12 protein-coding genes are annotated in these 12,221 nt (G+C 53.9%); all 12 read left to right on the top strand.

The genetic code is table 11. The features are described 5' to 3' along the window. The first annotated feature begins 740 nt into the window (after window positions 1–740). The 12 genes from pseB (at window position 741) to ABEA92_RS27400 (ending at window position 12,060) form a co-directional block, all read left to right on the top strand. Window positions 741–1,805 carry a UDP-N-acetylglucosamine 4,6-dehydratase (inverting) gene (pseB, locus tag ABEA92_RS27455; RefSeq protein ID WP_345688374.1) on the top strand — a complete coding sequence of 355 codons (1,065 nt, stop codon included), beginning with the start codon at window positions 741–743 and terminating at the stop codon, window positions 1,803–1,805. Continuing rightward, complete coding sequence (gene pseC / locus ABEA92_RS27450) at window positions 1,805–3,022, top strand: UDP-4-amino-4,6-dideoxy-N-acetyl-beta-L-altrosamine transaminase (RefSeq protein WP_345688372.1); 1,218 nt, start codon at window positions 1,805–1,807, stop codon at window positions 3,020–3,022. Before pseB ends, pseC begins: the two co-directional genes overlap by 1 nt. Continuing rightward, window positions 3,019–4,182, top strand: coding sequence for a pseudaminic acid cytidylyltransferase (pseF, locus tag ABEA92_RS27445; RefSeq protein WP_345688370.1), 1,164 nt, complete (start codon window positions 3,019–3,021; stop codon window positions 4,180–4,182). The genes pseC and pseF overlap by 4 nt, the downstream gene beginning before the upstream one ends. A gap of 25 nt (window positions 4,183–4,207) precedes the next feature. After that, window positions 4,208–5,278 (top strand): N-acetylneuraminate synthase family protein, encoded by a 1,071-nt coding sequence (locus tag ABEA92_RS27440; protein WP_345688368.1) that lies wholly within the window; start codon window positions 4,208–4,210, stop codon window positions 5,276–5,278. After that, window positions 5,272–6,375 (top strand): pyridoxal phosphate-dependent aminotransferase, encoded by a 1,104-nt coding sequence (locus ABEA92_RS27435; RefSeq protein WP_345688366.1) that lies wholly within the window; start codon window positions 5,272–5,274, stop codon window positions 6,373–6,375. The genes ABEA92_RS27440 and ABEA92_RS27435 overlap by 7 nt, the downstream gene beginning before the upstream one ends. Continuing rightward, window positions 6,372–7,100 (top strand): hypothetical protein, encoded by a 729-nt coding sequence (locus ABEA92_RS27430; protein WP_345688364.1) that lies wholly within the window; start codon window positions 6,372–6,374, stop codon window positions 7,098–7,100. Before ABEA92_RS27435 ends, ABEA92_RS27430 begins: the two co-directional genes overlap by 4 nt. Beyond that, window positions 7,088–7,453 (top strand): hypothetical protein, encoded by a 366-nt coding sequence (locus tag ABEA92_RS27425; RefSeq protein ID WP_345688362.1) that lies wholly within the window; start codon window positions 7,088–7,090, stop codon window positions 7,451–7,453. The genes ABEA92_RS27430 and ABEA92_RS27425 overlap by 13 nt, the downstream gene beginning before the upstream one ends. 33 nt (window positions 7,454–7,486) lie before the next feature. After that, entirely contained in the window at window positions 7,487–8,266 is a 780-nt protein-coding gene (locus ABEA92_RS27420) for a hypothetical protein (protein ID WP_345688360.1), read from the top strand. Between the two features lie 115 nt (window positions 8,267–8,381). Then, window positions 8,382–9,584 (top strand): ATP-grasp domain-containing protein, encoded by a 1,203-nt coding sequence (locus tag ABEA92_RS27415; protein ID WP_345688358.1) that lies wholly within the window; start codon window positions 8,382–8,384, stop codon window positions 9,582–9,584. Then, window positions 9,577–10,236: a class I SAM-dependent methyltransferase gene (locus tag ABEA92_RS27410; RefSeq protein WP_345688356.1), complete on the top strand. Its 660-nt coding sequence runs from the start codon at window positions 9,577–9,579 to the stop codon at window positions 10,234–10,236. The genes ABEA92_RS27415 and ABEA92_RS27410 overlap by 8 nt, the downstream gene beginning before the upstream one ends. After that, on the top strand, window positions 10,223–11,026 hold the full coding sequence (locus ABEA92_RS27405) for an amidohydrolase family protein (protein ID WP_345688354.1): 804 nt from the start codon (window positions 10,223–10,225) through the stop codon (window positions 11,024–11,026). Before ABEA92_RS27410 ends, ABEA92_RS27405 begins: the two co-directional genes overlap by 14 nt. Next, window positions 11,023–12,060 carry a 4-hydroxy-2-oxovalerate aldolase gene (locus tag ABEA92_RS27400; RefSeq protein ID WP_345688352.1) on the top strand — a complete coding sequence of 346 codons (1,038 nt, stop codon included), beginning with the start codon at window positions 11,023–11,025 and terminating at the stop codon, window positions 12,058–12,060. The genes ABEA92_RS27405 and ABEA92_RS27400 overlap by 4 nt, the downstream gene beginning before the upstream one ends. Window positions 12,061–12,221 lie beyond the last annotated feature (161 nt).

Below are 12,221 nucleotides of genomic sequence, written 5' to 3'. Positions count from 1 at the left end.
CACCGTCCACTTCTAACACCACGAACCCCTCCCAGAGCCGGCTACCGCCGACTCTGACCTCCCCAAGGGGAAGGTAAATTCCAATTCACCCTCCCTCCGGGAGGATCGACCGCTAAAAGCGGTCGGGGGAGGGCTGGTGAAACCATGCTTGCACCATCCACCTCGCCTATGGCAAGCAAATGCTTGCATTGCATCCACCTTCTCTCTGGCACCATCGCAACCACGCTAGCAAGGCCTCGTGTGCCAACGACGGATGCACTCCTGCGATCCACCGCTGTCTTGCGTTGTGGTTTCTTCTGCTTCTCTCTGCATTGCAAGTCCTTGCCGTCGGACTGGGCTTGCGTCAGAACGCCCAACATAGGGAAACTGAGCACGCTGGAACGCCGGCGGCATTTACCCAGTACCCCTAAATCCACAAAGTCATTGAGTGCAGCGGTCACCCACGTGGACGAAGTCCGCGCCAACGCAGGCACGACTTTCGTAGCGGCAAGTTGCAAGTTGTCCGGTTGCGGCGAGAGAAACGTTCGAAATTACCGGACAGCTCTCGCCAAACCGCCAGAAACTTTCATTGACCTCCTCAATCAAATGTCGTCGCTAGCATTTCGTTTCGTCGCGTTGGTTGCGACGAAAAGGTTGGAACAACTAGAGCGATACCGATCGGCTTGTCAGTCGAACTCGGACGTCAACGAATTGCATCAATCGATCACCAAACCCGTTCGCAGAAGGTAAGAGTTAACAGGATGAGTGAAGTTACGAACACCGCCGCGGGGTCAAACAGCCCTGGGCTGAGCGGAAGATCCATCCTCGTCACGGGCGGGACCGGATCGTTTGGTCGTCGTTTCGTTTCCGAGGTCTTTCGCCGCTGGCCCGATGTCACGCGGATGGTGATTTTTTCGCGAGACGAATTGAAACAATCCGAAATGGCGGAGCAATTCCCAGTCGACGAATACCCCGCGATTCGTTTTTTCATCGGAAACGTTCGCGACAAGGACCGGCTGCAACGTGCGATGGAAGGCATCGACACGGTCATTCACGCCGCCGCAATGAAACAAGTACCCGCAGCGGAGTACAATCCGTTTGAAGCGGTCAAAACCAACGTTCTCGGAGCCCAGAATGTTATTGAGGCCGCGTTGGATACTAACGTGAAAAACGTGGTGGCGTTGAGCACCGACAAGGCGGCGGCGCCAATCAACCTGTACGGTGCAACCAAACTTTGCTCGGACAAACTGTTTATTGCCGCGAACAACTTAAAAGGGCATCGCGACATCCGCTTTTCGGTCGTCCGTTATGGCAACGTGATGGGCAGCCGCGGCAGCGTGATCCCATTCTTTTTGAAGCGACGAGACACTGGCGTGCTGCCGATCACCGATCCCAGCATGACGCGTTTCAATATCTCGTTGGATGAGGGCGTCAATATGGTGCTGTACACGCTTGATAACAGCATCGGTGGCGAGATCCTGGTGCCCAAGATTCCATCTTACCGAATTACCGATCTTGCCGAAGCGATTGGCCCCGAGTGCGAGAAGCCCGTTGTAGGCATTCGTCCCGGTGAAAAGTTACACGAAGAAATGGTCACCGCAAGCGACAGCCAAAATACGATCGAAAACGACCGCTACTACGTGATCGTCCCGATGCTGCATCGCCGCAACCACAACGAAACCATCGCGACGTTCGCGGCGCATCATGACGCCACTCAGGTCAAGCATAACTTTCTTTATAGCTCCGAAAGCAACGACCAATGGTTAAACGTCGATGAGTTGCGACAATTGATCAAACAACACGTTGACCCCAACTTCGCCGTCTAGTGGACATCCTACCCTACGGCCGTCAATCGATTGACGCGTCGGACTTGCAGGCGATCACCGAGTCCATCCAGTCTGGCTGGTTGACCACGGGGCCAAAGGTCGACGAGTTCGAAGAAGCGTTTGCAGATCGAGTCGGCGCGAAACACGCCGTTGCGGTTTGCAATGCAACTGCCGCGTTGCATCTCGCGATGCTGGTTGCAGAAATCGGTCCCGGCGATCGCGTGATCACCTCACCGAATACGTTTCTCGCATCAGCCAATTGTGCCGCCTTTGTCGGAGCAACTCCCGATTTTTGTGACATCGATCCGGTCACCTACAACCTTGATCCTGCCAAACTTGCGGCCGACTGGAAGTCCGACACTCGCGGCGTCGTCGCGGTGGATTACGCAGGCCAAACCGCCGACATGGTTGCGATCAGCAAGATCGCTCGGCAACACGGCGCGGTCGTGATCGAGGACGCTTGTCATGGTGTCGGCGGCCAATTTGAACACCAGGCTCGCCACCACAAGATAGGCGGACACTCTTGGGCCGACATCACCACGTTTAGCTTTCACCCCGTAAAAACGATGACGTGTGGCGAAGGCGGCATGCTCGTCACCGACAATGACCAATACGCCCAAAGAGCACGTAGGCTTCGCAGTCATGGCATGGTCCGCGAACCCGAAAATTTTCGCGGACTAGGCGAGGGCGGCAAGAATACCGGCGACACCGCCTTGGATGAACAAGGGCCTTGGTATTACGAAATGCACGATCTCGGGTTCAATTATCGCATCACTGATTTCCAATGTGCACTGGGACTCAGCCAACTCAGTCGACTCGATTCCTTTCTAAACCGACGGCGTGAAATTGTTGCTGCTTACAACGATGCCTTTGCATCAAACGATTGGATTCGGACCCCGGGATTGCGTAACGAACGTGACCGCGATCTCACGTCCTGGCATCTCTATACCATCATGGTTGATTTCGAACGCTTGGGGGTAACACGAAGCTCGATGATGAAGTCACTTCGTGCCAAACGAGTGGGCACTCAAGTGTTGTACATTCCGGTCCACTTGCAGCCGTGGTATCAATCCACCTTCGGCTACCGCGCCGGAAAATGTCCCATTGCTGAACAGTATTACCGACAATGTCTAAGCTTGCCATTGTTCCCCGAAATGAGTGATGCCGACGTTCAATTGGTAATCGAAAGCATGCTTGAGGTCACAAACCCAAAATGATTGTTGCGATCATTCCCGCTCGCGGTGGCAGCAAACGCATCCCGGGCAAGAACATCCGTCCGTTTTGCGGACGGCCGATCATCGAATACTCGATCAACGCCGCCATCGAATCCGGCGTCTTCGACCATGTGATTGTCTCGACCGACTGCGACCAAATTGCCGATGTCGCGAGGCATTGCGGTGCCGAACTGCCTTTTCAACGGCCCGCCGAATTGTCGGGCGACACCGTGGGATCCAATCGCGTGATGAAACATGCGATTGAGTTCTGCAACGAACACTTGGGCAACATCAGCCGAGCCTGCATGTTGACCGCAACGGCTCCGTTCGTCAACGCACAACAACTACGCGACGGACTGAACATGTTGGACGAACGTCGTGCCGAAATGACGTTTTCGGTAGCCACGTTCCCATCCCCGATCCAACGTGCGTTCGAAATCCGCGACGATGGCTGGGGACAATTTGTCTGGCCTGAAAACGAAACCAAACGTTCGCAAGAACTGCCGGAACGCTACTTTGACGCGGGCATGTTCTACTGGGGATTGCCAGAAGTGTTTGGCAAAGCCGCCAAATTTTTCCCTGAACATGTTTGCCTTTACCCAATTCCACTGCATTTAGTTCACGACATTGATACCGAAGAAGACTGGAAACGCGCCGAACTGGCGTTCCAAGTACTCACTGCGGAGTCGCAAAAAAGCACTGCGAACGCCGCCCTTGTTTTGCGTCCCGCAACCGATGCAGATTGCTTAACCTACTTTGATTGGGTCAATGACCCGCTTGTCCGCAGTCAATCTCGTCGGACAGGACCGATATCGTGGGAGGAGCATTCACAGTGGTTTCGATCACAACTCTCGGATGACCATTCACTTCTATTCGTCGTTGCCACGAAGGATGACGCTGAATTGGTGGGCCAAGTACGTTTTGACTACTGTGCCGGCGACAGAGTTTGGGAAGTTGATTTCTCAGTCGCGGCAAATCATCGAGGACGTGGGTACGGAGCCGAAGCGATCCGCCTTGCGACCAAAGAACTCCGCAAACTCTCTTCGGCCCCCATCATTGCCGACGTCAAACAGGCAAATATCGCCTCTCAAACCTGCTTTAAGAAAAACGGATTCATTCTGACCTCAACAGAAAAAAAATTTGTAAGGTTCCGGAGTCCGTGACACACTCACTACCAATACATTGCTGATGAGCCCAAACAGAGCGCTAACCGTTGGGTCGGTACGCATCGGCGACGGATCCCCCACCTTCATCATTGCCGAAATCGGATCGAATCATGGCCAAGATTTTCAACTAGCCCTGGATACGATCGATGCCGCAGCCGAAGCCGGGGCAGATGCCGTCAAGTTCCAATCGATCGCACTCGACGCCCTTTACCTCGACCCGAGTGACGAAACACGCAAACTGCATCAAGCCATTGACTTGGACGAATCATGGCATCGGCCTCTGAAAGAGCACTGCGATAAGCGTGGCATTCTGTTTTTCTCGACACCAACGTACCTACAATCCGTTGATCTACTGAATGATCTGTCGGTCGATCTGTTCAAACTCGCCTCAGCTCAAATTGGCACGTTCCCGCAGCTGATTCAGCGTGTCGCCCAAACCGGCAAACCAACGCTGCTATCGACGGGGCTGGTCAGCTACGGCGAACTCGAACAAGTGATCAAGATCTTTGAACGCAGCGGAAACAAAAACTACTGCATTCTGCACTGCAACAGTATCTATCCCACTCCTGCGGATCGCGTTTTCTTGGGCCGCATGGAAATCTACCGGAAAATGTTCGGCTGTCCGGTGGGATTCTCCGACCACACCGACGGCATCGCGGTCGCCACCGCCGCGGTGGCACTCGGAGCCGATGTGATTGAAAAGCATTTCATCTTGAAACGCGGCATTGTCAACGCACCGGATGAACCGTTTTCACTGGAACCTGCGGAACTGCAGGCGATGGTGCAAAGTATTCGCACCGTCGAGCAAGCCAACCGCACCGAAACAAGAATCGAAATCGAAGCCGAAGAGACCCAATTCAAAAACGCGATTCGCTATCGAGCGATTCTCAAACATGACATCGCCAAGGGACATGAACTCAGCTCCGACGACGTTTATTTCCTGCGTCACCCCAGCGGTGTTGATGCCGTCGCCCTCAACCAAATGCTTCAACAACGCGTGGTTGCAACCAACGACTTGAGCAAAGACTGCTTGTTGCAGATGGACGATTTTGTGCTGCAGCCAGAACCGCAACCGGAACAATCTCGATGCTAGCCGCGCAGCGTAAACCGAGTGCCTCGATGGCGATGGCCGAACGCGTGCGTCAAATGCGTGAGCGTGGACGCGAGGTTATTTCGTTCGCGATGGGCGACACCCATGTCTCGCCCGCTCCGCAGATCGTTGATGGAATCACGCGAGCGATGCAGTCCGGACAAACGCACTACAGTTCAGCCCGCGGATTGCTGGAACTTCGGCGAGCCATCTGCGAACACTACTACCACGCAAAATACCAAGACGATCAAATCTTAGTGGTTCCCGGTGTTAAACAGGGCATCTACTATGTGCTGCAATCGCTTGCCCCCAAACGAGTTTGCGTATTGGAACCCGCTTGGTTGGGATACAAAGCGACCGCCAATCTTCTCAACGTTCCGGTCGTTTCGAACGACCAAACGCAGCCCGGATGGGTCGACCGGCTTCGCCGCGAAACATTCGACGTGTTGATTGTTTGCACCCCCAACAATCCCGACGGCAAAGTCTTCGAAGCGTCCGAGACCGAACAGCTGATCAGTATCTGTGCGGCGAAAGAGGCCTGGTTGATCTCCGACGAAATCTACAGCGTCTATGACTACTCGCAAAAGTGGCATTCGCTTTCTGAATTTGATTATAAACGCACCATTGTCTGTAACGGATTATCGAAATCGCACGCTCTGACCGGATTGCGAATTGGCTGGATCGCATCCCATCATCGCGACTTGGTGGACGCCTGTTTCGAAGCCCAACAACACATCGCCACCTGCGTCAGCACCCCGGTACAATATGGCGTCCTGGACATGGTTCGTCCCGATTTCGCCGAGCTTAGGGCGACTGTGAAGCAGTACGAAGCGAACCGACAAGCGATTTGCCAAAGGTTTCCTCGCTTGGCTCCCTATGCTCCCGACGGAGCACTCTATTTCTTTGTTCCCGCGTCGCTGTTCGGCGAACGCGACGGGACAGCGCTAGCGGAAAAGCTTCTCGACGAAGCGGGAATCGCGGTGGTTCCAGGTGAGGCGTATGGCGAGAACTTTTCAGGATTCATTCGCATGTCATTCAGTGTTTCTGAAGCCACCCTTCAAACCGGGCTGAACCAATTGACACCTTTTCTAATCCAATGACAGAGAAGTTTTCCATGACGGATTGGTGGAAATCATTTCGGGCACTCCAGCGTTGGCAATATGCCCTGCTGGTATTGTTGTCGATCATTTTCGTGGTCACGATTCACGATCTGGATGACGCATCGTCATTCCGTTATGCGGGAAGAACCGTCTTCGCCATCGCACTGGCGTTGATCATCGCCCGTCTGTCTTATGGCAAATCCAAATCGGCAAAATTACTCCGCAACGCTGCACAGCGACTTCGCATTCAAACGCCTAACTTGAAAGTGCTGGGAATCTTTCGAATTGCATTCGGATTGTTGACGCTGATCACCGCGGTAAGGACGCTGCAAAACTTCTCTATCCTGTTTTACGGGCTTGATCATCCTGTGATACGCGAAGGGTTCAAGTTAACCATCTATCTGTGGGCCGCCCTCGGTATTGCGATCACCTTGGGGTGGGGTGGCCGGGCGCTGCGATTCGCCAATTTAGTCGTCGCGGCTTTGCTGCTTCGCAACTTCTTTACGTTTGGCATTTTCGAAAGCACCTACATCCTGAACGCTTGGCTAGCCGCGTTTGCACCGTGCGATTTTCGCTATTGCCTTGGTCAACCCAACACACGTCCATGCCGCGACTCGGTCCTCAATAGCGGGCTGCCAGTCTTCTTTGTTGGCTTCCATTTCGGATTCATTTTCCTGTACGTCGGCTTAGACAAACTGAATTGTGGAACGGAATGCTGGAGCTGAACTGTTATCAAGACGCAATGCACGCGATTGGCGACGTTGCCCGCTGGGCTTCGTTTGGACGCCTGCATGCCTGGCGACTCGAAAACATCGGAACCACGTTGGTCGAGTCGATGTTGCATCACTCGATCAATGAATCGAATTTAGAGCTTGCCTCGATCAAACGCGTGATCCTATTAACGCAGCCATTGACGACCAGCAAAGAATGGCAGGGCCAACTTGAATCGCCTAGCGATGGTTGGACCGATCTGCTGCTGTACGACCCCGCTGCGGATGAATACCGACTAGGCGTCCAACCGGCCCCGCACGAGCATCAAGGACGTGATCCGTCTGCCCCAACGACCTTCCCTATCTGAACGAATAAAAAAACGTAAGAGCTGAAAATTCGCATGATCAAAGTTTTCGAAAATTTCAAGTACGACAAACAAAACGTCCGGATCAATGGTTACACGCCCAGAGACATCAGCGATATTCGTCAGCAGATTTCCAATGAACTCGTCGTCGTATTAAAAGGTGTCTTCGCAAAAGAAGACCTACAAAGGGTTCGCGAAAACACGGTCTCTTACATCGCCGAGAACCCACCGACGAATCCAATGATCGAAGCCGGAGTGACCAATTTCTGGCGACGTGACGACAACCCTGCCAAGAGTGCCGTAAAGAGAGTGAAGCAGTTTTTTGCTTCGTTTTACTGGAACGACGATTTGGCAGGCGAAAGCGACATGATGAAAGCCATGTCTGTGTTGCGTAACGAGATCGCTGGACTTCCCGCCACCTATACGATCGCCGGAATGGAACCCGACGGATTCATGACCTATGGCAACGTGACGCACTACCCGAGTGGCGGCGGAAAGTTAAACAAACACCAAGATCCACCCAACAAACAGTTTGCAGTCATCATCGCCTCAATGTCGAAAAAGGGCAGCGATTTTGAACAAGGCGGCTTCTATGTGGAAATGGATGGGAACAAGCTTGATATCGATCAACACCTGGACGTGGGCGATGTCTATCTAATGAATCCGAATTGTGTGCACGGTGTCGACGCTATCGATCCTCAAAAGACACTTGACTGGGACTCCGGCAGCGGTCGCTGGATCCTCTTTCCTGCACTGATTGAAGTGAAGACCGTCCTAGGACAAAAGGTGGAAGGCTTGCGAGATCTAGAACAATAAAAAATCAGGACACGCAATGGATCGCCCAAGCCGTGTCGCTGCAATCCTCGCCCGCCCCAAAGGCAAAAAACTCCGAAAATTCGGTAACACGCCAAAGCCTCTTTAAAACAAAGCAATGCATAAATCGAACAAGAAATTGATGGTCATCGGTGCTTCGTGGGAGCAAGTCCCGTTGCTTCGCACCGCGAAAAGTACCGGATGCGAGATCCTGGCAACCAACTTAACGCCTGATGCCAGCGGCTTTGATCTGGCAACACAAAGTGTCGTGGTCGATCCTCGCGATTTGACTGCCATCCTGAACTTGGCGACCGCCAGCGGGATTCAAGGTGTCACCGCCGACGAATGTGACTACTCGAATTACGCAGCCAACTTTGTCCGTGAAATGTTGTCGCTTCCCAGTGCGGATTTGGCCGGTGCCCAAGTCACCACCAACAAACACTGGATGCGTGCACGCTGTCACGAAAATCATGTCGTCCAGCCGCGGTTTCAAGCTTGCCGCACCTTACAGGACGTGCAAACCGCCATCGATCTGATCGACTATCCCGTGATCGTCAAACCGGTCGACAATCGCGGCAGCTTTGGTGTCCGCCGCGTCGACGGACCAAGCGAAGTCGAAGACGCCTTCTTACACGCATTGATGAATTCGCATTCACGCGAAGTCTTGGTCGAAGCATTCATCGAAGGCATCCATCTAACGGTCGATGGCTGTTTTGACGGCGATAGCCAACATTACAATCTGGGCGTCGCGTCGAAAAAGATTACCTCCGGCAGCAAACCGATCATCACCGAGGTGATGTATCCAGCCGACATCAGCGAGGAACAATTATCCCACGTACTCGATACCAACACTCGCGTGATTGCCGCCCTGGGATTGACCCGGGGACTGACGCACAGTGAGTACATTTTGGATTCGGCGGGCCGCTGTTTTCTATTGGAAACCGCCAATCGCGGTGGCGGCGTGCTGACCTCAGGATTGATCCTGCCTGAAATCACCGGCGTCGATCTGAACCAATTGCTCGTGCAGGAAGCCTTGGGCGAACCATTCGAAGTGTCGCCGTGGAAGAAATCAAAAGCTGCTAAACTAGTCTTCTTCATCTTCGATTCCGGCACGGTGACGGCAATCAATGGAATCGAAGACGCCGCCGCGGTCGACGGCGTCAAACACTTGCAACTGTTGATCAAAGCGGGCGATGAAATCGGGCCTCCCGAATCGGGAGCGGGACGCCACGGATTCGGCATCTTTGTGGGCGATGACATCGAGACCGTCGACGCGATTCACGCCGAATGCATCTCGAAATTAAAGATCGAATATGCCTAGTTTTCACGAACAACTTCGCGAAATCGACAAGTCGCTGAACGAGCGTTACAGCGGTCGACTACGCAATTTCGGTGACGACCCGCGAACGTTGGGCTGGGACACCCAAGCCAATCAACGCGTGCGGTTTGCATTGGCGTGCCGTGAAATCGACGTTTCTGACGCAGCGGTGTTGGACGTTGGCTGTGGCTTAGCCGATTTCCGCAGTTACCTCAACGACTCAGGCAACCACTGCGGCCGCTACATCGGTGTTGACATCAACCCCGATTTGCTTCAACAGTGCCGAACCAAGTTTCCGGACGATACATTTCGCTGCGGCAACCTGTTGGTGGACGAACTGCCCGACGTGCGAGCCGACTTTGCCGTAATGTTCGGCGTTTTGAATTTTCGTTTTGCCGAAATCAACAACCTCGAATTTGCCAAGTCGATGATCGCCGCGGCATTCGATCGCGTCGACAACGCATTGGTCTTTGACATGCTGACGACGGTACGCGACGAGGACTATCCCGAGGAAGATTTCGTCTACTACTACAATCCGTCCGAGATCCTCGAGTTCGCGTTTTCGTTGACGCCTCACGTCACCCTCCGCCACGATTACCCGTCGATCCCGCAACGCGAAATGATGCTCTGTCTGCGAAAACATGCCGATGTTTGATGCCTTTCGCCACCCGGTCCTGCGGCCCGACGAAGCTTCGCTGTTTGATCTCAGCGATGTCGACTGGTCAGCGTGGTGCGATCAATTCCTCAGCGAATCCGACCGCGCCGCGGTGGCAAGTTCTGGAATTTGCCTGATGGATCCTGCCGTCATCGCAAACGCGGGTTTTCAAAGCACGGCGTCAAAACTGCGGCAATCCAATCGTGCTTGGTTCACCTTGCAACCGGACCTAAACGCCGCCGATCCCCACCAACAACTACGCGAGGCCAAGGACGCAGGGATTCGCGGCATCACCTTCCACAGCTACCTGCAACACATTTCGGATGACCGATTTCCGTTGGTCGTCGAACTCAGCCAACTCGCTGAGGAACTTGGCATGTTTGTCGGGTTATGCACCGCCTATGGCAGTCGCCAAATCTATCGCTATGACAATCTGCGTTTGACCGTCGAAGTGCTCAATGCCGTGAAATGTCCTGTCGTGATGTATCATGCAGGCGGAGCAAAGGTGTTGGACGCGATGTTGATCGCCGAAATGTGGGACAATGCCTACTTGGAAACATCGTTCTCGCTTAGCTATTGGTTGGGCAGCAGCATCGAGACTGACTTGGCATTTGTGATTCGCAAACTGGGCAGCGAGCGAATTCTGTTTGGCTCGGACGCTCCGTTCATCCCACTCGACCAATCGATCGAAGACCATCAACAATTTCTACGTCGGCACGATTTCAACCAAACCGACAGCGACAATATCATGGGGAGATCATGCAGGCGACTGCTGAGCGAATACCAATGAAACCAACTGACTTCCCACTTCTGTTAGACTGCACGCTGCGTGACGGCAGCTACGCGGTCAATTTCCAATTCACCAAACGCGACACGATCCGGCTGTGTCAGGCGCTGGAGCAATCCGGTCTGAAGATGATCGAGATCGGCCACGGCTTGGGGCTCGGGGCATCATCACCGCGATATGGCGTCGCTTTTGAAGCCGACGAAGTCTACCTCGAAGCGGCAGCCGAAACGTTGACCCAGGCCAAATGGGGCACGTTTTTTATCCCCGGCATCGGCACGCTTGACGATCTCGATCGAGCGAAGTCGTACGATATGGACTTTGTCCGCATCGGATCCGAAGTCGAAAAATACAAAACGATGCTCCCGTTTATCCAACGGGCGAAAGAGCACGGCATGTTTGTTTGTGCCAACTTCATGAAAACCTACGCGTCATCCTCGTCGCGAGTCGCCGAGGTTAGCCGCGAGCTTGCTGCAATCGGCGCCGACTGTGTGTTCATTGTTGACTCCGCTGGCTGTATGCTGCCCCGTGACGTCACCGATTATGTCAAACGTGCCGTCGACGCGTCGGACGCCATTGTTGGATTCCACGGACACAACAACTTGGATCTCGCCAATGCAAATTGCTTGGTGGCATTGGACGCCGGAGCAAAAATTGTCGACGCGACCGTTCGCGGGATGGGACGAAGTGCCGGCAATGCGCAAACCGAAGTGCTGGCGCACTTGATGGACAGCTCGGGTTACGATTCCGGAATCGACCCGTTCAAACTGTTTGAATTTGGCGAACGAATCATCCGTCCGCTGAATGTCCAAGCCCAAGGACTGCCGCCACTGGACATCGTGATCGGGATGGCACGCTTTCACACTTCGCACCTGCCGCGACTGCGACGAGCCGCCTCGCAGTACAGCGTGGACCTGAACCGATTGGTTCTGGACGTTTCCGCCATCGACTGCATCAATCCAAGCGACGACTTGATCAACGCAACCGCATCGGCCTTGGCCACCGACGCCCCCCAAACAACCCGTAGTGGATCTTGCTAAAGATCCCTCCATACCCCAACCATCCCTGCAACGGATCTTGCTAAAGATCCCTCCACACCCCAACCATCCCTGCAACGGATTTTGCTAAAGATCCCTCCACACCCCAACCATCCCCGTACTGGATCTTGCTAAAGATCCCACCGCCCATCCTTTAAACCGAA

The organism is Novipirellula caenicola (genome assembly GCF_039545035.1).
GTDB lineage: Bacteria > Planctomycetota > Planctomycetia > Pirellulales > Pirellulaceae > Novipirellula > Novipirellula caenicola.
This window is presented reverse-complemented; position numbering and strand designations above follow the sequence as displayed.

Excerpts from the sequence above, each read along its gene's own strand:
- ABEA92_RS27430 (WP_345688364.1), top strand. The coding sequence starts at position 6,372 with ATGACAGAGAAGTTTTCCATGACGGATTGGTGGAAATCATTTCGGGCA.
- ABEA92_RS27435 (WP_345688366.1), top strand. The coding sequence starts at position 5,272 with ATGCTAGCCGCGCAGCGTAAACCGAGTGCCTCGATGGCGATGGCCGAA.
- ABEA92_RS27420 (WP_345688360.1), top strand. The coding sequence starts at position 7,487 with ATGATCAAAGTTTTCGAAAATTTCAAGTACGACAAACAAAACGTCCGG.
- ABEA92_RS27410 (WP_345688356.1), top strand. The coding sequence starts at position 9,577 with ATGCCTAGTTTTCACGAACAACTTCGCGAAATCGACAAGTCGCTGAAC.
- ABEA92_RS27440 (WP_345688368.1), top strand. The coding sequence starts at position 4,208 with ATGAGCCCAAACAGAGCGCTAACCGTTGGGTCGGTACGCATCGGCGAC.
- ABEA92_RS27400 (WP_345688352.1), top strand. The coding sequence starts at position 11,023 with ATGAAACCAACTGACTTCCCACTTCTGTTAGACTGCACGCTGCGTGAC.
- ABEA92_RS27405 (WP_345688354.1), top strand. The coding sequence starts at position 10,223 with ATGCCGATGTTTGATGCCTTTCGCCACCCGGTCCTGCGGCCCGACGAA.
- pseF (WP_345688370.1), top strand. The coding sequence starts at position 3,019 with ATGATTGTTGCGATCATTCCCGCTCGCGGTGGCAGCAAACGCATCCCG.
- pseB (WP_345688374.1), top strand. The coding sequence starts at position 741 with ATGAGTGAAGTTACGAACACCGCCGCGGGGTCAAACAGCCCTGGGCTG.
- ABEA92_RS27425 (WP_345688362.1), top strand. The coding sequence starts at position 7,088 with ATGCTGGAGCTGAACTGTTATCAAGACGCAATGCACGCGATTGGCGAC.
- ABEA92_RS27415 (WP_345688358.1), top strand. The coding sequence starts at position 8,382 with ATGCATAAATCGAACAAGAAATTGATGGTCATCGGTGCTTCGTGGGAG.